The sequence below is a fragment of the Empedobacter falsenii genome (assembly GCF_013488205.1).
In the GTDB taxonomy this organism is placed as follows: Bacteria; Bacteroidota; Bacteroidia; order Flavobacteriales; family Weeksellaceae; genus Empedobacter; species Empedobacter falsenii_C.
In genome coordinates this window covers 2,496,788-2,521,610 of record NZ_CP040908.1, presented here as the reverse complement: position 1 = coordinate 2,521,610, position 24,823 = coordinate 2,496,788, and the positions used below count along the sequence as shown (strand labels likewise).

Sequence of the window (24,823 nt, the reverse complement as noted above, 5' to 3'; positions counted from 1 at the left end):
CAAACCACTAAAAAACCTAAACCTTTACATGAAATGCAAAGTATTAGTTGTTTATTACTCGCAGTCAGGACAGTTAAAAGAAATTGTCGATCAAACAACATATGATTTAGTTCAAAACCAAGATATTAATTTAACGAAATACAAAATAGAAATGGAAGAGGAGTTTCCTTTTCCGTGGGATTTTTATTCTTTTTTTAATGCTTTTCCAGATAGTTTTCTTCAAAAAGATAAGAACATTAAACCAATTCCGACAGAAATCTTGAATCAGAAATATGATTTGATTTTACTGTATTATCAAGTTTGGTTTTTATCGCCATCTATTCCAATAAATTCGTTTTTAAGGGATAAACAAACACAACAAATTTTAGAAAATTCTAAAATAATTACAATTAGTGGTTCGCGAAATATGTGGTTCTTGGCACAGGAAAAAATCAAAACAATCTTGAAAGAACGCCAAGCAAAATTAGTTGGAAATATTGCATTGGTCGATCATACGCCAAATTTAGTAAGCGCCATGACAATTGTAAATTGGATGTTTTCGGGCGTTAAAAAACGAATGTTCAATTTATTGCCTTTGCCAGGAATTAGTGAAAAAACTATTCAGGAAAGTAGAAGATTTGGTAAAATTATTCTAAATTCAATCCAAAATAATAATTACTCTAATCTACAAGAAAACTTAATTCAATCTGGAGCCGTTGAGGTAAAACCTTTTTTAGTTTCTGTGGATACAAAAGGAAATCGAATGTTTAAAGTCTGGTCTAAAATTATTGATTCTAAACAAGGTATACAGCGAGAAAAGTATTTGAAATTCTTTTATTATTATTTAATTTTAGCTATTTGGATAATATCTCCACTAGTAAATTTGTTATATATTATATTTTATCCGTTCAACTATTTTAAATACAAAAAACAGGTAAAATATTTTCAAGGAATAGAATAATATGCAAAATGTATATATAACGAAAACGTCGAAGTTTTTGCCAAATCAACCAATTTCAAATGATGAAATGGAAGATTTTTTAGGAAAAATTAATCAAATTCCTTCAAAAGCTCGTAGAATCGTTTTAAGAAATAATGGAATCAAAACGCGTTATTACGCTCTCGATAAAACTGGAAATGTCACACATTCTAATGCCGAATTGACGAGTAATGCAATAACAAATTTATTTGATGCACAGTTTACAAAAAATGAGGTAGAAGTGTTGTCGTGTGGGACTTCAACGCCAGATTTGTTGTTGCCTTCTCATGCAGCGATGGTGCATGGTTTATTGCAAAATAATGTTTCGATAGAGTTAAATTCTTCTTCGGGAGTTTGTAATTCGGGAATGAATGCGCTGAAATTTGGCTATCTTTCAGTAAAGTCGGGTAATTCTAAAAATGCAATTTGTTCAGGTTCTGAGCGAGTTTCTACATAGATGAAAGCTGAAAAATTTGAGCATGAACTTGAGAATTTGAAAGAATTAGAAGAACAACCAATTATAGCATTTAAAAAAGATTTTTTACGTTGGATGTTATCGGATGGTGCCGCAGCTTTTTTATTGCAAAATCAACCAAACGAAGATTCTATTTCGCTTAAAATTGAATGGATGGAATCTTATTCTTACGCGCACAAATTGGAAACGTGTATGTATGCCGGAGGTGATAAATTACCAAATGGAGAAATGAAACCTTGGAGCGATTTCTCTTCGAAAGAATGGTTGAAAGAATCCGTTTTTTCATTGAAACAAGATGTCAAAATTCTGAATGATAATATTTTGATAAAAGGTGTAGAAAGCATGAAAGCTGCAATGGATAAACATCAATTATCTTCAAATGAAATTGATTATTTATTGCCGCATGTGTCGTCAAATTATTTTGTTCAAGGTTTATATGACGAATTTTGTAAGAAAGACATTCATATTCCGTTAGAGAAATGGTTTATGAATTTAAGCAAAGTTGGAAATGTGGGTTCAGCGTCTGTTTTTTTGATGCTTGACGAACTTTTTCAAGACGGAAACCTTAAAAAAGGAGATCGTATTATGCTTTGCGTACCAGAAAGTGGTCGTTTTTCGTATTCGTACGCTTATTTAACAGTCGTTTAAAAAATGAATAAAATACAATTACCCAATCATACGATAGAATTTATCAAACAATTGATTCCACAACGCGAACCAATTATAATGGTAGATGCTATTTTTGAATATGAAGAGGGAAAAGTTGTTGGAGGCTTAACGGTCAAAAACGATTCGATTTTTGTCAAAAATAATCAATTGATAGAATCTGGAATTTTAGAACACATGGCACAAACAGTTGCTTTGTATACAGGTTATCAATTTTATATTCGAAATGAATCGGCTCCAACTGGATATATTGGCTCGATGAAATCAATAGAGATTAATCGTTTGCCAAAAGTGAATGAAAATTTAACAACAACAGCAACTATTTTGCACGAAGTAATGGGAGTGACTTTGGTTTCGATTGAAACAAAGATAGAAGGAGAAGTAATTGCAAAAGGAGAGATGAAAACAGTGATTGCAGAAACATAATTTTATGAAAGTAAATCAGCAAATTGATATTCAACAATTTCTTCCGCATCGTGAACCAATGCTTTTTGTAGACACGATTTCTTGGATTGAGAAAACCTATGTTGAAGCTTTATTTACGATAAAATCGGATCAATTATTTATTCAGAACGAATATTTTACTGAAGTCGGTTTATTGGAAAATATGGCGCAAGTTTGTTCGACAATTATCGGACAAAACTATTTTATCAATTTTTCTGATGTACACAAAGGCGATGTAATCGGCTTTATTAGTACGATTAAACAAGCCGAAATTATGCAATTACCAAAAGTTAATCAAACCATTATAACAAAAGCAACGTTGTTAGAAGTTTTTGATTACGATGAATTTACAATTAGTTTGATGCAAGCAAAAGTTATCTTGAATGACGAAGTAATTGCGATAGCTACAATGAATTTAATGCTTCAAAACCATAAAAAATGAAACAATCAGAAGTACCACAAGATAAAGGACATCTCAAGGATTTCAACGAAGTTTATTACGCAATTGATGAACAGGGAGAGTTTTCTCAAACATTGAGTGCGGGTTGGGAAGCAAAAAATATTGTTCAATCCGAAACTTTAAAAATTTTGGATGAACGCACAGAGGAAGCAAGACAAAAAGTAATGGATGGAAAAGCAAGTCCAATTTTATATTTCATGGAATTGAAACGCATGGATTGGGAAATTTTGTCTAATTATGTCGGAATTTGGAAGATTTTTGTCAAAAGACATGCAAAACCAACTGTTTTCTCAAAATTAAAAGAATCAACACTAAAAAAATATGCCGAAGCTTTTGAAATTTCGGTTGATGAATTAAAAAACTTTGATGGAAACCATAACTGATTTTAAACATTTTCAATCAGCACATTGCGAAAATGGAGTTGCCTCCAACTTATTAAAAAATAAAGGAATTGAGATTTCAGAACCGATGATTTTTGGGATTGGTTCTGGTCTTTTTTTTGTGTTTTTACCTTTCTTAAAAGTTAATCATGCGCCTGCGATTAGCTATCGTCCAATGCCAGGAATGATTTTTAATCGTGCAGCTAAGAATCTTGGTATAAAGGTTAAACGTCATAAATTTCGCTCTACAAAATCAGCTCAGACTTTCTTAGATGAGCAACTTTTAGCCAATCGACCTTGCGGTTTACAGGTTGGTGTCTACAATTTGACATACTTTCCTGAAGAATATAAATTTCATTTTAACGGACATAATTTAGTTGTTTTCGGAAAGCAAGATCAAACGTATTTAATCAGTGATCCTGTGATGCAAGAAACGACAAAATTGACTGAAAATGAGTTAGAAAAAGTTCGTTTTTCGAAAGGAGTTTTAGCACCAAAAGGACATTTATATTATCCTGAATTTATTCCAGAAAATATAGATTTTGAGAAAGCAATCAAAAAAGGAATCAAGAAAACGTGTCGCGAAATGTTAGCGCCAGTTCCGATTGTTGGTGTTCGTGGAATTAGAATGGTTGCGAAACGAATCAAAAAAATGCCAAAGAAAATTGGGAACGCAAAGACAAATTATTTTCTGGCACAAATGATTCGAATGCAAGAAGAAATTGGAACAGGAGGTGGTGGTTTTCGATATATTTATGCTGCTTTTTTACAAGAAGCTTCGCAAAAATTGAATCAACCAAATTTGAATGATTTTGCCTTAGAAATATCTGAAATAGGAGATAAATGGCGAGATTTTGCTCTGAATGCATCAAGAGTTTATAAAAAACGGAACAATTCGCAAGATATTTACGATGTGATTTCGGATCAATTATTGGAATTAGCCGATTTGGAAGAATCGTTTTTTAAACGTTTAAGAAAAGCAATTTAGCCACAGATGATTGAAATTGAAAAACTATATAAAAAATATAAAAATTCTGATGTTTTTGCGTTAGAAGATTTTTTTTTGACGATAAAACAGAACGAAATTCACGGTTTACTTGGTCCAAACGGAGCAGGAAAAACAACCTTGATGTCGATACTTTCTGGATTGATTAAACCAACTTCTGGTAATGTTGTGATTCAGAATTTAAATCAAAAAACAGATTTAAAAAAGATTCAGAAAATCATTGGAATTGTTCCGCAAGAATATGCATTGTATCCAACTTTGACGGCAAGAGAAAATTTAGAATTTTTTGGGAAAATTTATAAAGTTCCTTCAAAAGAATTACACGAAAAGATTCATCTTTTGACTGAAAAAGTAGGAATGAATAAGTTTTTAGATATAAAAATTGATTCTTTTTCGGGAGGAATGAAGCGTCGTATTAATTTATTGGCAGGAATTCTTCATCAGCCAGAAATTCTCTTTTTAGATGAACCAACTGTTGGCGTTGATATTCAATCAAAAATTGCGTTATTGGATTATTTACAAGAATTGCATCAGCAAGGAATGTCGATCGTTTACACATCGCATCACATGGCAGAAGCCGAAGATTTTTGTACGCAAGTTACGATTATGAATCAAGGAAAATCGATTGTAACAGCTGAACCGAAAGAATTAATCAAGCAAGTAAATGCGTATAATTTGGAGGAAGCTTTTGTTAATTTAACTAAATTATCTTGATATGTTGAGCCAACTTTTAGCATGTATTAAGAAAGAAATTTTGTTACTCATTCGCGATATTGGCGGATTGGTGATTCTTTTTATTATGCCTTTGATTTTGGTTATTAAGGTGACTAAAATTCAGAAAAGTACTTACGATTCTTTTGCAGAAGCGAGTATTCCGGTGCTATTTATTGATCATGATCAAGATAGTATTTCCGCACTTGTAAAAAAACATATTTCAAATTCAGGAAATTTAAAAATTGTAACTGAATTAAATGGAAAAAAATTAACGGAAGATGAACTAAAAACTGAAGTTTTTAAAGGTAAATACCAAGTAGGAATTGTAATACCAGCGCGATTGTCAAAAGATTTGAATTATAAAATCAATCAAAATGTTGAGAAAATTCTGAACGAATTTGCTTTTGATAGCACGCAAGTGAAATATAATCAACAAGTTAATCCAAAGACGATTAAATTATACTTTGATCCCGCGACTTCGCTGGCTTTCAAAGAAAATGTGTCGAATGTTTTGGATAAATTAATTACAGATACCGAGAATAAAAGTATTTACAAAGCATTTCAACAAGAAATGGGATCTGATGATTTAGGCTTTCAAAATGAGAAGTTTATTCATTTTCAAGAGATTGTTCCTGAAGATTCTAAATCAGTTTTGAAACCAAATGTTACACAACATAATGTGCCAGCATGGACATTATTTGCGATATTTTTTATCGTAGTTCCGCTGTCAATCAATATTGTAAAAGAGAAAAGTTTAGGAACACACATTCGATTATTAACAAGTCCAATGCCTTATTCTGTGCAAATTATAGGTAAAACGATTACGTATTTAATCATAAGTTTACTACAATTTACCATGATTTTATGTGTCGCTAAATTAGTTTTTCCATTAATTGATTTACCAGGTTTCAAAACGGATGGCATATTATTTTCGATTTACGGATTAACTGTATTCGCTTCTTTAGCAGCAATTGGATTAGGACTTTTAATTGGTACAATTGCGAAAACTCAAGAACAATCTGCACCTTTTGGAGCGACTTTGGTGGTTATTTTAGCTGCAATAGGCGGTGTTTGGATTCCAGTTTTTGCGATGTCAGATTTTATGCAACATTTCGCGAAAATATCACCGATGAATTGGGCACTTGATGGCTATTATAGTTTAATCCTGAGAAATCAATCTTTTCTTCAGATAGTTCCGAATATTATTTTGTTAACTTTGTTCTATATTATTACCTTGTTTGCCGCTATATATTATGATAAGTTCAGAAGAGAAGATTAAAACATTAGTACATAATTCCAATTTCGCAGTACGATTTAATGAAACCGATCCGTTGGGAATCGTGTGGCATGGGAATTATATTACGTATTTTGAAGATGGAAGGGAAGCTTTTGGGCGTCATTTTGGGATTAGTTATTTGGATATTCAGAAAAGTGGATTTGTAACACCAATTATTAAGTCGATTTGTGAACACAAATTTCCGTTGAAATATGGTGATATATGTAGAATAGAAACGACTTTTGAAGATACTTTGGCAGCAAAAATGATTTTTAAATTCAAGATTTTCAATCAAGATGAAAAGTTAGTTTGTATTGGAGAAACAATTCAAGTTTTTTTAGACAACGAAGGAGATTTAATGTTAACATTACCACCATTTTTTGAAGAATGGAAGAAAAAAGTAGGATTGTTGTAATGGAAAAAGTTTACATTAATCGTGCGAATATTTTAACGCCTTTCGGAAATTCTATTCAAGCGAATTGGAATGAATTAGTGAAAGGAAATTCTGCTGTTTCTGAAATTGATTCTTTTGGACATTTAAAAAATTTTTATGCTGGAAAAATTGATGATGAAATTTTCTTAAATTTAAAAGAGCAAGTTGAAGATAATCAGATTTATACTCGATTAGAATTATTTGGGATTTTAGCTCTTCAATCTATTATTGATAAATCCAAAATTTCACAACGAACTGCTTTTGTAATTTCAACAACAAAAGGTAATATTGATCAACTTTTTGATTCGTTAGAAAAAGCTTCAATTCCAAATTTTGCAAAGAAGATTGCAAACTATTTTGGATTTAAAACTGAACCAATTATTGTTTCAAATGCTTGTGTTTCGGGAGTTTTAGCGGTTAATATAGCAAAGCGTTTCATCGAAATGGATGAGTTTGATGATGCATATGTTTTGGCTTTGGATGAGTTGACAAATTTTGTTTTGACAGGTTTCAATTCATTTCAAGCAATGGATTTTGAGTTGTGTAAACCATTTGACAAAGATAGAGTAGGTGTGAATTTAGGTGAAGCTGCCGTTTGTGTTTATCTTTCTAAAAATCAAGAAAAGAATAGTTTTCAGATTTTGGGTGAAGCTTCAATTAACGATGCAAATCATATTTCTGGACCATCTCGAACGGGTGAAGGCTTGGTGTTGAGTATAGAGTCGGCGATGAAGGAAGCGAATATTTTATCAAATGAAATAGATTATATTTCGGCTCATGGAACGGCCACTTTGTATAATGATGAAATGGAAGCAATTGCTTTTAATCGTTTACAAATGGAATCGATTCCGACAAATAGTTTTAAAGCTTTTTATGGACATACATTAGGCGCTTCTGGATTGTTAGAATTGATTATTTCGATGAAGCAATCACAAGAAAATTTGATTTTGAAAAGTCATAATTTCAATGAATTAGGAGTTTCAGTTCCATTAAATGTTTTGAAAGAAAATCTTCAAAAAGAAGTCAATATTATTTTGAAAACTTCATCTGGTTTTGGAGGAAGTAATGCTGTAATTATTCTAAAAAAAGTTCAGAATGACTAAAGTTGAGATTAAAAACGAACAAGTTTGGTTGAATGATGAACTTTATTTTGAAGATTCTTCAGGAGATTTTGGTATATTTTCGAAAAATTTCTTCAAATCTTTCGAGATTGATTATCCAAAATTTTATAAAATGGATCATCAGAGTGAATTAGCTTTTTTAGCTGCCGAAATTTTATTGAAAGATGAAAATACATTGAACGAAAATCAAGATATTGCATTGGTTTTTGCAAATCGAAATTCGAGTTTAGAATCAGATTTGAAAGATCAACAAAGTATTCAATCTACGGATGAAATTTTTCCGAGTCCAGCAGTTTTTGTTTACACATTAGCAAATATTTGTTTGGGTGAGGTGAGTATTCGTCATCGATTGAAAACCGAAAATGCTTTTTTTATTTCGGAAAATTTTAATGAAGAACAATTAAAAAAGTATGCGAATTATTTAATTCAAAAAAATAAAGCAAAGAAAGTTGTTTTGGCTTGGATAGATTATTTACAAGGTGATTACGAAGCGAAAATGTACTTAATAGATTAAAAACAATATTAGTTAACAATAAAAATACTATGGAAAATTTAATTAACGATTTGAAAGTTAAAATCATTGAAATTTTAAATCTTGAAGATGTATCAGTAGAGGATATCAAAAATGATGATCCTTTATTTGGAGATGGTTTGGGATTAGATTCAATCGATGCTTTGGAGTTGATTGTTTTATTGGATAAAGAATATGGAATCAAAATTACAGATCCAAAAGAAGGAAAAACGATCTTTCAATCGGTAGGAGTAATGGCAGATTATATTGAGAAAAATAGAACAAAATAATGCATAAAAAAGTTGCAATAACAGGAATGGGAATTATTTCGGCAATTGGTAAAAATGTCGAAGAGAATTTCGATTCATTAATTCATCAAAAGCATGGCTTATCACGCCTCGAAAATTTTGATTCTATTCATAAAAATGAAATTTTTGTAGGAGAAATTAAATTATCGAACGATGAATTAGCAACTTTTTTAAATTTATCTCCAGAGAATAATTTCTCTCGAACAGTGATGTTAGGACTAATTGCTGTGAAAGAAGCTCTGCAAAATGCAGGAATCGAAAACGTAAATGAAGTCAGAACTGGATTGATTTCTTCGACAAGTGTGGGAGGAATGGATAGGACAGAAAATTACTTTTTGGATTATGAAAATTTGCTTGAAAAACAAAAGTACATTTCGAGTCATGATGCTGGCGCTTCTTCCAATCAAATTTCAAATGAAATCGGTTTGAAAGGCTTTGTTTCGACAATTAGTACTGCTTGTTCTTCGGCTGCGAATGCGATTATGTATGGCGCGCGCTTGATTAATTCAGGTAAATTGGATCGAGTGATTGTTGGCGGAACGGATGCATTGTCAAAGTTTACCATGAATGGATTCAAAAGTTTGATGATTCTGAGTGATGAATTTAATCAACCTTTTGATGAAAATAGAAAAGGTTTGAATCTTGGTGAAGCAGCTGCTTATTTGGTTTTAGAATCAGAAGAATTTGTTCGAAAATCAAATAAAAAAGTCCTTGGTTATTTGATTGGTGCAGGAAATTCGAATGATGCATTTCATCAAACAGCTTCTTCTGAAAATGGAGAAGGAGCGTATTTGGCGATGAGAAAAGCATTTGAATCAGCAATTATTCAACCAACTGAAATCGATTATATCAATGTTCATGGAACTGCAACAAACAATAATGATTTAACAGAAGGACGAGCTTTGAAGAGAATTTTCGGAGAAAATGTACCAAATTTCAGTTCTACAAAACCATTCACAGGTCATACATTGGCTGCTGCTGCGAGTGTAGAAGCAGTTTTTAGCTTGTTGAGTCTTCAACATAATCTTGTTTATCCAAATCTTAATTTTCAATCTCCGATTGAAGAGTTGAATATCTTTCCTACCACAAAACTGGTAAAGAAAAATATTAAATATGTGTTATCAAATTCGTTTGGTTTTGGAGGAAATTGTTCAACTTTAATTTTTTCTAAATCATGAAAGAAGTATTTGTAAACGGATTAGGTTTTGTAAATTCGCAATTTATAGATGAAATTACGAATGATTTTCTTCCTTTAGAAACTTCCATTACAAAGGCAAAATCACCTTCTCTTAAAGATATGATTTCGCCAGCGATGAGCCGTAGAATGGCTTCTGGAGTAAAAATAGGAATTTATTCTTCTCTAAAAGCTTTGAATGATGCAGGAATTGAACAACCAGAGGCAATAATTACAGGAACGGCTTTAGGTTGTTTGGTAGATTCTGAAAAGTTTTTGACAAATATTATTCAAAATAAAGAAGAGTTTTTAACTCCAACGGCTTTTATTCAATCTACGCATAATACGGTTGGCTCTCAAATTGCTCTGCATCTTGGTTGTAATGCATACAATTTTACGTATACAAATGGTTTTAATTCCTTTGAAAATGCGCTTTTAGATGGTTTTTTACAAGTAGAAAATCAAGAAGCAAATAACGTTTTGGTTGGTGGAATTGATGAAATTGGAGAACGAACGTATCAATTGTTACAATTAATTGGTGAAATAGAATCAAAAGATAATCAAGGAATTAAATATAGTGAAGGCGCACATTTTTGTGTTTTATCTAATAAGAGAAATGAAAACTCTTATGCGAAAGTTTTAGATGTTTTTATTTTAAATCAATATGAAGATTTGTATTCCGAAATTCTAAAATTTATTCAATTGAATCATATGAATTTAACCGATATTGATACGATTATTTCTGGTGAAAATTTATTGAATATTAATGATTTAAATAAAATAGAGTTATTTGAATACAAAGAATTTATTGGAGAGTTTGGAACTTCTTCTGCTTTCGGATTTGTGTTAGGATGTGAATTGCTGAAAAATCAAATTTTACCAAATCAATTCAAAATGAATGATGTAAAAGCTGAAAGTTATAAAAATGTACTTTTGGTGAATGGGCATAAAGGCCAGGATTTAAGTTTAGTATTGCTTCAATCGATATGAACAGAGTTGCTACAATCCTTTTTGTAATTATACTAATCTGTTTATCAATTGGTTGTTTTACAAAAGGTTTGTCTTTTTTTTATTTATTGATACCTTTTTTTGTTTGGTTAACATTGACAATTTTTGGTGCTTTTGAAATTCGATTCAACTATTTTTTGAAAGCTTATTATCGAGGGAATAATCATACTGAAAAAATAATTTCTCTAACTTTTGATGATGGACCAACAGAATTTACGCCGAGAATTTTATCGATATTAGAACAAAATAATGCAAAAGCAACTTTTTTTTGCATTGGTAAACAAATCGAAAATTATCCTGAAATTTTTCAAAAAACTCATCAGTCAGGGCATTTGATAGGAAATCATACTTTTCATCATTCTTCTAAAAATGGTTTTTATTCTGCTGAAAAAATTGTTGAAGAAATCGTTTCTACCAATCAACTTATTAAAGAAAAAATAAACGTTACAACTAAAATTTTTAGACCACCTTTTGGTGTAACGAATCCACATATAGCAAAGGCTTTAAATAAAACACAACATAATGTAATTGGTTGGAATATTCGTTCTTTGGATACGGTTATCAATGATGAAAAAAAATTATTGAACCGAATTACTCGTCAAATAAAGCCTGGTTCTATTATTTTGATGCATGATACTTCGGACAAAACGGCGAATGTTTTAGAGCAATTATTTGTATTTTTACAAAAGGAAAATTATAAAGTAGTTCCGTTAAATGAACTCTTGAAAATTGATGTATATGAAAACTAAAATCTTCATTTTATTTGCTTTTTTTCACTTGACAATTTTTGCGCAAGAAAGTAAAATGAGTAATGTTGAAATTGAAAATTTCAAAAAAGATATTATAACTGATTCTAAGAAAATACAGACGTTGACGGCTGATTTTACACAATATAAAGTGATGAGTTTCTTGGATAAACCAATTGTTTCGAAAGGGAAATTGTATTTACAAAATCCGAAAGCGATGCGTTGGAATTATACTCAACCGATTGATTATAATGTGATTTTTAACAATGGAAAAATCTATATTAATGATGAAGGAAAAAAATCGAGTGTAGATTTGCAAGGAAATAAAAAATTTGAAAAATTAAATCAATTAATTGTAGGAAGTGTAAGTGGAAATTTGTTTGATACAAACGATTTCATTATAACTTTTGCGAAAACTGATAAATCTCGAATTGCGAAATTGCAACCAAAATTAAAGGATGTAAAAAAGTACATCAAAGAAATTCAGTTGACATTTTATTCTGGTCAATCAACGGTTACAGAAGTTAAATTAATTGAACCTTCGGATGATTACACAAAAATTTTATTTACCAACAAATCTTTAAATAAAACAATCAATGCGTCTGTTTTTAATCCTTAGTTTTTTCATTTTAACTTCTTGTGGTACGGCTTACAAAATTGCTGATATACAAGAACAACAAAAGGATGAAAGGGAGTTTTTGAACCCATATTTTAGTTCAATTGATAAAGAATATAGTTACCGTTTCAAGATTACGTTCATGAAAAAGGAAATGAAAGGTAATTTTGTTGTGAAAAAATTGGGTTATAACTCGCATCGTGTGGTAATGACGTCTGATTTTGGGAATACGTTATTTGATTTGTCAGTCACAGACCACGATTATACCTTGAATTATGCGATGCCAGATTTGAATAAAAAAATGGTTGTAAAAACTCTTGCAGATGATTTACAAGCTATTTTTAAAAATGATTTTCAAGTTGATGAGCGTATAAAAACGACAAATCAAACGATTTTAAAATCAAAAGAAGTGAGTTTAATTTTTGCTAAGAATGAATCAAATTATTTTCAAGAATTGGTTCATTTAAAGAATAATAAAATAAAAACAATTAACCAATTTTCGACAGATTTAACAGATTTTCCAGAACAGATTTCAATTAAACATAACCACTTCAATTTAAGTATTACACTTACAAAAGTAAATATACAATTAGAGGAAGAATAAACTAACGTACAAATCATCTTTTTTTAGATTATATTTGTAATTCAAAACTATTACAAATGCTTATTCCTAATCTATATACCATTAAAAATACTGAAAAAATTGATGAAAATAATTTTAAAGTTCAAATTGAATTGAATCCAAATCATCAAGTTTTCGAAGGTCATTTTCCAAATAATCCAATTACACCTGGTGTTTGCATGATGCAGATTATAAAGGAAATAACAGAAGGTTTTGTTTCGAAAGATTTGTTTTTGTCTAAAGTTTCGAATGTGAAATTTATGGCGACAATAAATCCGTTTATCAATCCTATTTTGGATTTGAGTTTGAATGTTGTTTGTGAAAATAATGAAGTGAAAGTGAAAAATTCTTCATTTTTTGAAACGACAAATGCGTTGAAATTTAGTGCAATTTATAAAGTTTTGGATTAATGAAAACTCTATTATCTATCTTTTTATCGGTTTCATTTTTCTTTGGATTAACTTTATCCGAATTGAGAACAGATTTTGAAAACGCTTCGAAATCATCAAATAATGTATCTATTTTGTATAATAAATTAGATGATTATTCGGGTGATAATCAAACAATTATTGCATATAAAGGAGCCTCTAAAATTCTGAAAGCAAGGTATATAAAAGATAAAGAAACAAAGAAACAATATTTTACGGATGGAGCAACTTTGATCAATAATTCGATAAAAAAGGACTCGAAAGATGTTGAAAACCGTTTAATTCGATTGATTGTGCAAGAGAATATTCCAAAATTTATCAAGTACAATCAAAATATACAAGAAGATAAAACATTCATTGTCGAAAATTATAGTTCTGCACCAAAAGAAGTAAAAACTTTGGTGAAATCTTACGCTAAAAAATACAATACTTTTACAGCGCAGCAGCTGAAAAAACTAAATTAATCAATGGATTTTTCGATTATTCGACATAAAATAGACGAACAAAAAGTTTGTGTACTTATTCCGACTTACAACAATCATAAAACATTGAAACGTGTGATTGATGGAGTTTTGGAGTACACGAATCAAATTATTGTTATAAATGATGGATCGACGGATTCTACTTCCGAAATTTTAAAAGATTATCAGAATCAGTTTATTGTAGTTGAACTCTCTGAAAATAAAGGAAAAGGTAATGCACTACGTATTGGTTTTAAAACTGCGCGAGAAAAAGGCTACCATTATGCATTGACAATCGATTCGGATGGTCAACATTTTCCGCATGATATTCCAAATTTTATTACAGAATTAGAGCAAAAAAATAAGCCTGTTTTAATTATTGGAAGTCGTCAAATGGAGCAAGATGGCATTCCGAAGAAAAGTAGTTTTGGAAATAAGTTTTCTAATTTTTGGTTTTGGTTTGAGACAGGAATTAAGCTGAATGATACACAATCTGGTTATCGTTTGTATCCATTGAAATTTATTCCGAAAAAGTTTTGGACAAATAAATTCGAATTCGAAATTGAAATCATTGTACGAACAGCTTGGAAAGGAATTGAGGTAACGAATATTCCAATTGATATTTTGTACGATCCAAACGAACGTGTTTCACATTTTCGTCCATTTCAAGATTTTACGAGAATTAGTATTCTGAATACTTTTCTGGTTTTTTTGACGATTTTTTACATCAAACCACGTAATTTTTTCTTCAGTTTCAAAAAAAAAAATATTCGAACATTCATTAAAGAGGATATCTTAGGAAGTAATGATAGTAATAAAGTAAAAGCGCTTTCAATTGCTTTGGGGATTTTCCTTGGAATTGCACCATTTTGGGGCTTTCAAACTTTTTTATCCATTTTTTTAGCATCAATGTTTCGCCTAAATAAAGTCATCAGTTTCTTTTGTTCCAATATTAGTATTCCGCCAATGATTCCGATAATTATTTATCTTTCTTTGTTGACAGGTGGATTTATTTTGCAGGACAATTTTCATTTGGATTTGAGTTTGGTTTCTTTCGAAATTATTAAGAAAAATCTTCTTCGTTACATTGTAGGAAGCCTGGTTTTAGCAATTTTTGTAGTATTGTTAGTGGAATTGTAAGTTATTTTTTATTAACTTATTTCAGTCAAAAGACAATTAAGAATGCATAAATTTTTCTATAACATATTTTTAAAAATCAGAGCGAATAAATGGTTGAGTGTATTATTTTTTATTCTCTTTTTAGTTGGTTGTGCTTTTTTTGCAAATCGACTAAAATTTGAAGAAGATATTACGCGAATCATTCCGAAAGATGAGAAAAATGATGCAATAGCAAAGGTTATTGCTCAATTAAAATTTACGGATAAAGTTGCGGTGATTATCGAAAAAGAAAAAGCTGGAACATTGGATGATATGACGGCTCAGGCAACTGATTTTTTAGATAGTATTCAACCGTTAAATAACTATTATAATGACATTCAAGGGCAGTATGATTTAGATAATTTTGCTTCGACTTTTGATTTTGTTCATCAAAATTTACCACTTTTTTTAGAGAAAGAAGATTATAAAACGTTAGAGCGAAAATTGTCTAAAGATTCGATAGCTTCTATTGTTGAAAGTAATTATAAAAGCTTGATTACCCCGACTGGAATTGTTTCGAAAGAGTTTATGTTGAAAGATCCGCTTGGATTGACTTTTGTTGCGTTAAATCGTTTAAAAGAAAAGAATTTGACGGATGATTTCGAGGTTTACAATGGATTTATTGTAACGAAAGATCATTCGAAATTATTTCTTTTTATCAATCCTAAATTTTCAGGAAGTGAAACAGAACATAATACCGAATTTGTCAATCGTTTAGAGGAAATTCAACAACATTTAAATCCTGAATATAGCGGGAAATCAACATTAAGTTATTTTGGTTCAAGCTTTATTGCAGTTGCGAATGCAAAGCAAATTAAACAAGATATTATTACAACTGTTTTGATTTCGATGATTACATTAATGGTGATTTTAATGGTTTTTTATCGAAAAATTTACATTCCAATAATTATTTTTATTCCTTCCGTTTTTGGTTTTTTCTTTGCTTTGGCACTTTTGTATTTTATTCAAGGTACAATTTCTGCAATTTCATTGAGTATTGGAGCAGTTTTATTAGGAATAACGATTGATTATTCGTTGCATATCATGACGCATTATAAGCACAATAGTGATTCAAAGACTTTATTTAAAGAGATTACAAAACCGCTTATCATGAGCTGTACAACTACAGCGATTGCATTTTTGTGTTTACTTTTTGTGAAATCGGATGTGTTGAAAGATTTAGGAATTTTTGCTGGAATAACAGTTATTGTTTCTGGTGTTTTTTCTTTATTGATTATTCCACATTTATATCATCCAAAACAAGATGCGATTGAAAATAATTCTTCAATAATCGAGAAGTTAGCGTTCTTTTCATTTCATAATAACAAGATATTGATTGGTGCTTGTGTTCTTTTGATTATTGTGAGTTGTTTTACGTTTAATAATGTCAATTTTGATAAAGATTTATCTAAATTGAATTACGTTCCAACCGACCAAAAAATAGCCGAACAAAAGTTAGAGACTTCGTCTAATTCTATCTCAAAATCATTGTATGTTGTAAATTATGGAAATAATGTCGAAGATGTTTTAAATCAAAATATAGCGTTAACAAATAAGTTGCAAAAAGCAGAAGGTAAGGATGAGATTTTAAGTTATAATTCCATTCAATCGTTAGTTTTGCCAACTTCTGTTCAACAAGAAAAAATAAAAGACTGGGAAAATTTCTGGAATTCAGAGAAAGTGAATTTTGTGAAGAATGAATTTATCAAGGATGGAAAAAAATATGGTTTCAAAGAAGAAATTTATAATCAATTTTTCTCAATTTTTGATAAAGCATATCAACCTTTAAAATTAGAAGATTATCGCGCGTTTAATCCATCGCTTTTTGAAGAATTTGTTTCGCAAAAAAATGGTTTTTATACGATTTCTACTTTAGTCAAATTAAAGGAAGAAAGCCGAGAAAATTTCATCAAACAATATCATAATAAAGAAACAATTGTAATTGATCGTAAACAGTTAAACGAAAACTTTTTAGGAAACCTAGTAACAGATTTTAATAATCTTGTCAACTATTCGTTTATTGCTGTTTTATTAATATTGTGGTATTTTTTCCGACGTATCGAATTGGTGATTATTAGTGCGATTCCTATCGCATTATCAGGTTTGGTTACAGCTGGATTGATGGGACTTTTTGATATTAAACTTAATATTTTTAGTAGTATTGTTTGTACGTTGGTTTTTGGTCATGGTGTCGATTTTAGTATTTTTATGACGAGTGCTTTACAAAAAGAATATACGACTGGAAAAGATGAAATGCCTACTTATCGAACTTCGATTTTGTTAGCAGTTATCACGACAATTTTAGCAATTGGAGCGTTAATTTTTGCTAAATCCAGCTTTAAAATCAATCGCATCAGTTTCTTTGGTTGGAGTTGTAGCAGCACTAGTGATTACATTTATTTTCTACCCAATTTTATTTCGATTTTTTATTTCGAATCGACCAAAACAAGGTAAAAGTCCAATGACGTTGTGGTTGGCAATACAAAGTGGAATTTTCTTTATTTATTTTGGATTATTTGGTACAATAACGTCTTTGATCCTTCGATTTTTGATGCTTATTTTACCAATCACGAAAGAAAAAAAATATAAACTTTTTGGTTGGGGAATGTCAACTTTTATGAAATCTGTGTTGATGTTAAAACCAACGGTTGTCAAGAAAATTATTAATCCAAATCAAGAAGATTTTAAGAAACAGTCAATCATAATTGCGAATCACACTTCGTTCTTGGATACGTTGGCGATTGGAATGTGTACGCCTAAAATTGTTTTTTTGGTAAATGATTGGGTTTATAAATCGCCGATTTTTGGTGAAGCTGTGAAAATGGCTGGTTTTTATCCCGTTTCAAATGGTGTTGAAAATAATATTGAAGAGATTAAAACTCGAATTGGGAATGAGTTTTCGTTGATGATTTTTCCTGAAGGAACGCGTTCTCGAACAAATAATATCAATCGTTTTCACAAAGGTGCATTTTATTTGGCGGAGAAATTGCAACTTGATATTTTACCAATTTATATTCATGGGAATTCTGAGATTATTCCGAAAGGAGAATTTTTAATTTTTGATGGACATATTTATTCAATAATTGGTAAAAGAATTGCTTGGAATGATGAAAATTATGGATCAAATTATTCGGAGCGAACGAAAAAAATCAGTAAAGAATTTAAAGTTAATTTTCAAGAAATTCGAAATCAACATGAAGATGAAAATTATTGGAAACAGAAATTATTTTTAAGTTTTTTGTACAAAGAATCTGAAATAATTCAAGTTGTAAAAAAGGATTTTAGTTTGAATAAATCTGTTTATCATCAACTGAATAATACATTTACGAAAGATGAAAAAATAGTTCATTTTTCGAATGATTTTGGACAAATTGATTTTCTATTATTGATGCAACAAGCCAACCGAAAAATAATAACGTTTGTAAAAGAGGAAGAAAAGCGAGAGGTTGCTGCAACAAATTATATTACAAAAATCCGTTCGTTAGAATATCGTTCTAATTTTAACGTTATAGATGAATATACGACGCTTTTAATTTCAACTGATATTGAGAATATTTATCAAGAAACAATAAATCAATTTGAGAAAATTGTTGTTTTAAAGAATAGAAATATTGACGAATCACTTTTTACAAGTTTTGTCCAACAAACAGAAACAAATGAATACACAGTTTACACAAAATAATTTTGAACCTCATTACGATGTAGTAGTGATTGGTAGTGGTTTGGGTGGACTTGTTTCTGCGCTTATTTTGGCAAAAGAAGGGAAGAAAGTTGTGGTATTGGAAAAGAATAATCAGTTTGGAGGAAATTTGCAAACTTTTGTTCGAAATAAAACAATTTTTGATACTGGCGTTCATTATATTGGAGGTTTAGATAAAGGAGAAAACTTGTATAACTATTTCAGTTATTTGAATATATCCGACAAATTGAAACTACGTCAGTTGGATAAAAATGGTTTTGATATGATTTCGTTTGATGATGATTCTCAGGAATATCCAATAGCGCAAACGTATCAGAATTTTGTTGATCAATTAGCTCATCTTTTTCCTAAAGAACAAGAAAATTTAATCCAATATAGTAATAAATTAGAAGAAATATGTTCTGCTTTTCCAATGTATAATTTGAATATCGGAACTTTTGCTGATGAAGAAGATTTTTTGTCGATTAATGCGAAAGAATACATTGATTCTGTTTTTACAGATGAGCGTTTGAAAGCAGTTCTGGTGGGGAATAATTTTCTTTATGTAGGACAAGCAGAGAAAACGCCTTTGTACATACATGCGCTTTCGGTTAACTCTTATATACATTCGGCTTGGCGATGTGTAAATGGAGGAAGTCAAATTGCGAAACTTTTGATCAAAGAATTAAAGAAATATGGCGGTGAAATTTATAAATACCAAGAAATAAGATCATTTGTTCAGAACGAAAATGAAGAAGTAATTGGTTGTGAAACAACAAAAGGAAAAAGTTTCTTTGGTGATTTATTCATTTCGAATATTGACATTAAAAAAACAATAGACATGTTAGGCGAGCGTAAGTTTGGTAAACCATTTTCTCGACGTGTCAAAAGCTTGGAAGTAACGCCATCTGCATTTACTATTTATATTGTTTTTAAGCCTAAAAGTTTTTCCTATATCAATCATAATATTTATCATTTTAACTCAATAAATGATGTATGGGATAGCTACGAAAAACCTACAAACGATTGGCCAAATACATACATTGCAACATTTAGTATGGATCAAAAAGATGAAGAATATTCGGAAAGTATGACGGTTATGACATATATGACGTTTGATGAAGTACAAAAATGGGAAGAATCGTATAATGTTGAGACTAACGATAATTATGGGAAAAGAGGAGAAGAATATGAAGAATTTAAACGTCAGAAAACTGAATTAATCATTCGTAAATTAGAGAAAAAATTTCCTGATATTAGAGAAAAAATTTCTTCAATTCATACTTCTACGCCTTTATCTTATCGCGATTTTATTGGTTCTGAAAAAGGAAATATGTATGGGTATTTGAAAGATAGTAATCATCCGATGAAAACATTTATTTCACCAAGATCTAAAGTGAAAAATGTGTTTTTTACTGGCCAAAATGTCCGTGTTCATGGAGTTTTGGGTGTAACGGTTGGTGCATTTGTAACCTGTTGTGAAATCCTTGGCGCTGACTATCTAATGAACAAAGTTCATCGTGAAATAAAACTAAATGCGAATGAATAAAACCATTTACTTTTTTACGCTTATTTTTTTTACGCTTATATCTTGTGGTGTTAGAAAAAGTTTAGAAAATCGTCCTGATTTGTCTACTTTTCAATCAAAACAATACAGTAGAAATGAAATCAATGATTCACTTTTTTATATTGAAAATAATTTTTTAAAGAAAAATAAAACGCAGAATTGGGAACTTTTTGTTTCCGGAGATCCGTTAGAAATTGGTCAAAAAACAGGCGTTTTAACGAAAGAATTATATGCTTTTCAAGAGCAATCTTTTATGAATTTGATAACTGATTTTATTCCTTCTGAAAAACGCAGAAAATTTCTTTTTAAAGTACTCAAATATTATAATCGAGATTTACATAAATATGTCAACAATGAATATAAAGCACAAATTTATGGACTTTCTGAGTCTGCAAATAGCCGCTACGATTCGTTAATAGACAAATATAATCGTAATCTTTTTTTACATGGGGCGCACGATATAGGACATGCTATGCATGATTTGATGTTGGTTGGTTGTTCATCTTTGGCTGTTTGGGATAATAAATCTGAAGATGGAGGCTTGTTGATTGGTCGCAATTTTGATTTTTATGCAAATGATGATTTTGCGAAGAATAAAATAGTTTCGTTTGTCAAGCCAAATTCTGGTTATCCCTATATGTCGGTGACTTGGGGCGGAATGATTGGTGTTTCGTCTGGAATGAATTTGGAAGGGCTTACAGTAACGATAAATGCTGGAAAATCTTCTATTCCACTTAAAGCAAAAACGCCCATTTCTCTCGTTGCTTTAGAGGTTTTACAATATGCCTCAACGATTGATGAAGCGGTTGAAATAGCAAAAACTAAAAAGGTTTTCGTCTCTGAGAGTATGATGATTGGTAGTGCAAAAGATCATCGTGTTGTGTTGATAGAAATTTCTCCTAAAAAGTTTGGTGTTTATGAAGTTCAGAATCAACCTTATTTAGCTTGTACGAATCATTTTCAGAGTGATGTTTATTTGGATGATAAGCGAAATAATACGCAGAAAGAGGAAAGTCATTCGGTTTATCGTTTTGAAAAAATTGAAGAGCATCTTTCGAATGAAAATAAACTGAATCCAACTAAAATGGTTGATTTATTACGAGATACAAATGGTTTGAAAAACACCAAATTAGGTTACGGAAATGAAAAGGCTTTGAATCAATTATTAGCGCATCACGCAGTTGTTTTTCAACCAGATAAACGATTGGTTTGGGTTTCATCAAATCCATATCAATTAGGCGAATTTACAGCTTATGATTTGAATAAAATTTTTAATGATTCTATTTTAAATTATACGTTAAATGTAGATAGTTTGAGAATTGAAAAAGATATGTTTGTATTATCTGATGATTATTCTAATTATGAAAAATACCGTGAGCAAACGCATGAAATCAACAAGTTGATAAAAGAAAATAAGAAGATTGAGGAAACTTTTTTAACAAGTTATATTCAGAATAATCCTGATTTTTGGTTGGTTTATGACAAAGTTGGCGATTATTATTTTCAGCAGAAAGATTATCAACAAGCGAGTTTTTATTATAAATTAGCATTGACAAAGGAGGTGACTACAGTTCCTGATCGAAATAAAATTCAGAAAAAATTATCCAAATGTTCTCGAAAAACGCGTTAACATCCATAGAACTTCAATCTATAGAAGAGATTAAAGAATTTCAAAATCAGAAACTTCAAGAACAGATTAAATATCTTGCGACGCATTCCAAATTTTATCAAGATTTATTCAAAAAATATCAAATTGATTGGCAATCTATTCAAACAACAGAAGATTTAAAATTAATTCCTGTTACAACAAAGAATGATTTACATCAATATAATTTTGATTTTTTATGTGTTCCGTCAACTGAAATCATTGATTATTCCACAACTTCTGGAACGTTAGGTGATCCTGTAACCTTTGGTTTAACGGATAAGGATTTGGATCGTTTAGCAACAAATGAAATGAATTCTTTTCAACGAATTGGTGTTCAAAAAGGTGATGTTGTACAGTTGATGACAACGATTGATCGTCGTTTTATGGCTGGTTTGGCGTATTTTCTTGGTTTGAGAAAAATAGGCGCAGGCGTTATTCGAGTTGGCGCTGGTGTTCCGCAATTGCAATGGGATTCTATTCTAAAATATCAACCTAAATTTTTGGTTGCTGTTCCATCTTTTTTATTGAAAATGTTAGATTATGCAGAGAAAAATAATATTGATTATCAAAATTCATCTGTAAAATCGGTTTTGTGTATTGGTGAATCGTTGCGTGATAAAGATTTGAATTCGTCTTTGTTGACGCAAAAAATAAATTCGAAATGGAATATTAAACTTTTTTCGACTTATGCTTCAACCGAGATGGGAACCGCGTTTACAGAATGTGATGAATCGGTAGGAGGACATCATCAGCCAGATTTGATTATCACAGAAATTTTAGATGAGAATAATGAAGTTGTACAAGATGGTGAATTAGGCGAATTGACAATTACAACTTTAGGAATAGAAGGAATGCCTTTGTTGCGTTTCAAAACAGGTGATTTGTTAAGAAAACATTCCGATAAATGTAAATGCGGGAGTAATTCGTATCGATTAGGACCAGTTGAAGGTAGAAAACAACATATGATAAAGTACAAAGGGACAACTTTGTATCCGCCAGCTTTACATGATATTTTGAATCATTTTGATGAAATCAAATTACATTTAATCGAAATTTATTCGAACGAATTCGGAACTGATGAAATTTTAATTCGATTAGTTTCGACAGATGAAACCGATGATTTTTTAGCGAAAATAAAAGATTATTTCAGAGCAAAATTACGCGTAACGCCTTCTATTAAATTTGAAACTTTTGAAGAATTACAACCAATTGTTTTCAAACCAGAAAGTAGAAAACCAATTACGTTTGTTGATTATAGAGAAAGTTAAATAGATAAAATAAAAAAGTCCACTGAAAGCGGACTTTTTATTTGAAAATATTTTATTTTAAATAAGTGTCAGAATTTCTTGCAGGGCTTTTAACCTCTGGCCATTCTTGCTGTTTTCCATCTTTACCAGTAGGTAAAACACGACGCTCACGACTTACTAAATCTTTTTCTTGATCTGCCATCATAGTTAAAGTTGCACTCAAAATTGCATTTGTTTGTACTTCCTCAAAAACGATTTTATCATACGTATCTTTGTTTGTGTGCCAAGTATACGTACCGTAACCCCAATTTAACGAACTAAGTCCGAAAGCTGGCGCTCCTGCAGCGATAAAAGATGCATGATCCGAACCTCCACCACTTGGCATTCCAGGGAAATCTGTCTTGATTTCTTTCGTAATAAAATTAGGAACAGCTTGTAACCAACGCGTCATATATTCGTATGATTTTTCGTATCCAGAACCGTTGATGTTTACTACACGTCCAGTTCCATTATCTTGATTAAATACAGCTTGAGTGTTTTTAATAATTTCTGGATGATCTTCTACAAAAGCACGAGAACCATTCAATCCTTGTTCTTCACTTCCCCATAAACAAATCAAAATTGTACGTTTGTTATTTGGATATAATTTTTTGATTGTACGAATCGTTTCCATCATTGTGATAGTACCAGTTCCGTTGTCTGTCGCACCTTGCGCACCATCCCAAGAATCGAAGTGAGCAGAAAGAATAATGTACTCGTTTGGTTTTTCTTTTCCTTTAATTTCTCCAATAATATTGAATGTTTTCGCAACTCCATTGTGTTTAGATTGTGCATTAACAGTCAATTTCGGAGCAGTTCCATTTTCAGCTAAACGATATAACATTCCGTAATCTTCATTAGAAATATCTAACATTGGGATCGTTTTCGTTTTTGCACCAAAAATTCTATTTGCACCCATAATTCCTGTCCAATAAGAAATTGCAACTGCTGCAGCTCCATTTTTCTCAAAAACTTCTGGAAGTGTATTGTTGTTGTAACCTGTTACTTTGATAGAATTTGCCCAAGCTTCAGCTTCAGCTTTTCTTGTTTCAGTAACTTTTTTATACAAATCCTCTAAACCAAAATCTTTGTATTGATAATCAGAACGTCCATATGATTGGTTTTGAGACATCAAAACAACTTTTCCTTTTACAGAAGGTAACCACGCATCAAATTCGGCTTTTGTTTTGAAAACTGGCATTGCGATAGCATCTGCATTCACAGCTTTTTTAGTTGCTGGTGACCATGCTAATTGAGTAGCTTCGATAGATTTTGCTCTTGGATACGTCATATCAACATGCGTTATTCCGCGCTCCCATGCTTTCCATGTTCCATAATCTTCACGGCGGGCATCAATTCCCCAAGATTTCAACGTTTTAATTGCCCATTCTCCTGCTTGATCCATTTGTGGAGTTCCTACTAAACGAGGTCCGATTCCGTCTAATAATTCGTGCGAAATTTTCTTCAACTGCGAATTATTTTGAATTTCGGTTACAAAACTTTGTACAGTTGGGTCTAATTTTTCTTGTGCTTGCGCATGTACCGCAATAGACGATAATACAATTGTAGAGTAGGTTAATGTGTTAATCAATTTCATAATTAAAGTAATTTCGTGTGATAAATTTTACAAATTAGGTCTAAAATAGAATATTTTGTGAAATAAAAAAAGACATCTACG

The 24,823-nt window shown here is 30.8% G+C and carries 24 protein-coding genes and 2 pseudogenes; 25 read left to right on the top strand and 1 reads right to left on the bottom strand.

The features are described 5' to 3' along the window. Nucleotides 1–28: 28 nt before the first annotated feature. The 25 genes and pseudogenes from FH779_RS11715 (at nucleotide 29) to FH779_RS11600 (ending at nucleotide 23,127) form a co-directional block, all read left to right on the top strand. Nucleotides 29–940 carry a dialkylrecorsinol condensing enzyme DarA gene (locus tag FH779_RS11715; RefSeq protein ID WP_180904825.1) on the top strand — a complete coding sequence of 304 codons (912 nt, stop codon included), beginning with the start codon at nucleotides 29–31 and terminating at the stop codon, nucleotides 938–940. 1 nt (nucleotide 941) lies between these two features. After that, nucleotides 942–2,081, top strand: a pseudogene (locus FH779_RS11710) (beta-ketoacyl-ACP synthase III). A gap of 3 nt (nucleotides 2,082–2,084) precedes the next feature. Beyond that, nucleotides 2,085–2,525, top strand: coding sequence for a hypothetical protein (locus FH779_RS11705; RefSeq protein ID WP_180904824.1), 441 nt, complete (start codon nucleotides 2,085–2,087; stop codon nucleotides 2,523–2,525). A gap of 4 nt (nucleotides 2,526–2,529) precedes the next feature. After that, nucleotides 2,530–2,985, top strand: coding sequence for an ABC transporter permease (locus FH779_RS11700; protein WP_180904823.1), 456 nt, complete (start codon nucleotides 2,530–2,532; stop codon nucleotides 2,983–2,985). Further along, nucleotides 2,982–3,386, top strand: a complete 405-nt coding sequence (locus FH779_RS11695; RefSeq protein ID WP_180904822.1) for a hypothetical protein — start codon at nucleotides 2,982–2,984, stop codon at nucleotides 3,384–3,386. The genes FH779_RS11700 and FH779_RS11695 overlap by 4 nt, the downstream gene beginning before the upstream one ends. Beyond that, complete coding sequence (locus tag FH779_RS11690; RefSeq protein WP_180904821.1) at nucleotides 3,370–4,371, top strand: BtrH N-terminal domain-containing protein; 1,002 nt, start codon at nucleotides 3,370–3,372, stop codon at nucleotides 4,369–4,371. The genes FH779_RS11695 and FH779_RS11690 overlap by 17 nt, the downstream gene beginning before the upstream one ends. Nucleotides 4,372–4,377: 6 nt before the next feature. Beyond that, entirely contained in the window at nucleotides 4,378–5,103 is a 726-nt protein-coding gene (locus FH779_RS11685) for an ABC transporter ATP-binding protein (RefSeq protein WP_180904820.1), read from the top strand. A 1-nt stretch (nucleotide 5,104) separates the two neighbouring features. Next, complete coding sequence (locus FH779_RS11680; RefSeq protein WP_180904819.1) at nucleotides 5,105–6,382, top strand: ABC transporter permease; 1,278 nt, start codon at nucleotides 5,105–5,107, stop codon at nucleotides 6,380–6,382. Then, on the top strand, nucleotides 6,357–6,794 hold the full coding sequence (locus tag FH779_RS11675) for an acyl-CoA thioesterase (protein WP_180904818.1): 438 nt from the start codon (nucleotides 6,357–6,359) through the stop codon (nucleotides 6,792–6,794). The genes FH779_RS11680 and FH779_RS11675 overlap by 26 nt, the downstream gene beginning before the upstream one ends. Continuing rightward, nucleotides 6,794–7,915, top strand: a complete 1,122-nt coding sequence (locus FH779_RS11670) for a beta-ketoacyl-[acyl-carrier-protein] synthase family protein (protein ID WP_244957953.1) — start codon at nucleotides 6,794–6,796, stop codon at nucleotides 7,913–7,915. Before FH779_RS11675 ends, FH779_RS11670 begins: the two co-directional genes overlap by 1 nt. Then, nucleotides 7,908–8,447, top strand: coding sequence for a 3-oxoacyl-ACP synthase (locus FH779_RS11665; RefSeq protein ID WP_180904816.1), 540 nt, complete (start codon nucleotides 7,908–7,910; stop codon nucleotides 8,445–8,447). The genes FH779_RS11670 and FH779_RS11665 overlap by 8 nt, the downstream gene beginning before the upstream one ends. A gap of 29 nt (nucleotides 8,448–8,476) precedes the next feature. After that, complete coding sequence (locus tag FH779_RS11660; RefSeq protein WP_180904815.1) at nucleotides 8,477–8,734, top strand: phosphopantetheine-binding protein; 258 nt, start codon at nucleotides 8,477–8,479, stop codon at nucleotides 8,732–8,734. Beyond that, the gene (locus FH779_RS11655) at nucleotides 8,734–9,930 is read left to right on the top strand and encodes a beta-ketoacyl-[acyl-carrier-protein] synthase family protein (protein ID WP_180904814.1); all 1,197 of its coding nucleotides are present in this window, start codon (nucleotides 8,734–8,736) and stop codon (nucleotides 9,928–9,930) included. Before FH779_RS11660 ends, FH779_RS11655 begins: the two co-directional genes overlap by 1 nt. Beyond that, nucleotides 9,927–10,916, top strand: a complete 990-nt coding sequence (locus FH779_RS11650) for a beta-ketoacyl synthase chain length factor (RefSeq protein ID WP_180904813.1) — start codon at nucleotides 9,927–9,929, stop codon at nucleotides 10,914–10,916. Before FH779_RS11655 ends, FH779_RS11650 begins: the two co-directional genes overlap by 4 nt. Next, nucleotides 10,913–11,683, top strand: a complete 771-nt coding sequence (locus tag FH779_RS11645) for a polysaccharide deacetylase family protein (RefSeq protein ID WP_180904812.1) — start codon at nucleotides 10,913–10,915, stop codon at nucleotides 11,681–11,683. The genes FH779_RS11650 and FH779_RS11645 overlap by 4 nt, the downstream gene beginning before the upstream one ends. Continuing rightward, complete coding sequence (locus tag FH779_RS11640; RefSeq protein WP_394368123.1) at nucleotides 11,673–12,299, top strand: LolA family protein; 627 nt, start codon at nucleotides 11,673–11,675, stop codon at nucleotides 12,297–12,299. The genes FH779_RS11645 and FH779_RS11640 overlap by 11 nt, the downstream gene beginning before the upstream one ends. Then, nucleotides 12,277–12,900: a DUF3261 domain-containing protein gene (locus tag FH779_RS11635; protein ID WP_180904810.1), complete on the top strand. Its 624-nt coding sequence runs from the start codon at nucleotides 12,277–12,279 to the stop codon at nucleotides 12,898–12,900. The genes FH779_RS11640 and FH779_RS11635 overlap by 23 nt, the downstream gene beginning before the upstream one ends. Before the next feature lie 56 nt (nucleotides 12,901–12,956). Next, the gene (locus FH779_RS11630; protein ID WP_038332261.1) at nucleotides 12,957–13,328 is read left to right on the top strand and encodes a 3-hydroxyacyl-ACP dehydratase; all 372 of its coding nucleotides are present in this window, start codon (nucleotides 12,957–12,959) and stop codon (nucleotides 13,326–13,328) included. Then, nucleotides 13,328–13,810, top strand: coding sequence for a hypothetical protein (locus FH779_RS11625; protein ID WP_180904809.1), 483 nt, complete (start codon nucleotides 13,328–13,330; stop codon nucleotides 13,808–13,810). The genes FH779_RS11630 and FH779_RS11625 overlap by 1 nt, the downstream gene beginning before the upstream one ends. Nucleotides 13,811–13,813: 3 nt before the next feature. Then, nucleotides 13,814–14,997: pseudogene (locus tag FH779_RS11620) on the top strand (DUF2062 domain-containing protein). After that, complete coding sequence (locus FH779_RS11615) at nucleotides 14,990–17,419, top strand: MMPL family transporter (RefSeq protein ID WP_180904807.1); 2,430 nt, start codon at nucleotides 14,990–14,992, stop codon at nucleotides 17,417–17,419. Before FH779_RS11620 ends, FH779_RS11615 begins: the two are co-directional and overlap by 8 nt. Before the next feature lie 7 nt (nucleotides 17,420–17,426). Continuing rightward, on the top strand, nucleotides 17,427–18,647 hold the full coding sequence (locus FH779_RS17580) for a lysophospholipid acyltransferase family protein (RefSeq protein WP_185655226.1): 1,221 nt from the start codon (nucleotides 17,427–17,429) through the stop codon (nucleotides 18,645–18,647). Beyond that, a complete protein-coding gene (locus FH779_RS11610; RefSeq protein WP_180904806.1) occupies nucleotides 18,622–20,193 on the top strand; it encodes a phytoene desaturase family protein in 1,572 nt (523 codons plus the stop codon). The genes FH779_RS17580 and FH779_RS11610 overlap by 26 nt, the downstream gene beginning before the upstream one ends. Then, nucleotides 20,180–21,841, top strand: a complete 1,662-nt coding sequence (locus FH779_RS11605) for a C45 family autoproteolytic acyltransferase/hydolase (RefSeq protein WP_180904805.1) — start codon at nucleotides 20,180–20,182, stop codon at nucleotides 21,839–21,841. The genes FH779_RS11610 and FH779_RS11605 overlap by 14 nt, the downstream gene beginning before the upstream one ends. Continuing rightward, nucleotides 21,820–23,127 carry a phenylacetate--CoA ligase family protein gene (locus FH779_RS11600; protein WP_180904804.1) on the top strand — a complete coding sequence of 436 codons (1,308 nt, stop codon included), beginning with the start codon at nucleotides 21,820–21,822 and terminating at the stop codon, nucleotides 23,125–23,127. The genes FH779_RS11605 and FH779_RS11600 overlap by 22 nt, the downstream gene beginning before the upstream one ends. A 52-nt stretch (nucleotides 23,128–23,179) precedes the next feature. Here FH779_RS11600 and FH779_RS11595 read toward each other — a convergent pair whose 3' ends face one another. Further along, nucleotides 23,180–24,742, bottom strand: a complete 1,563-nt coding sequence (locus tag FH779_RS11595; RefSeq protein WP_180904803.1) for a M20/M25/M40 family metallo-hydrolase — start codon at nucleotides 24,740–24,742, stop codon at nucleotides 23,180–23,182. Between the last annotated feature and the right edge of the window lie 81 nt (nucleotides 24,743–24,823).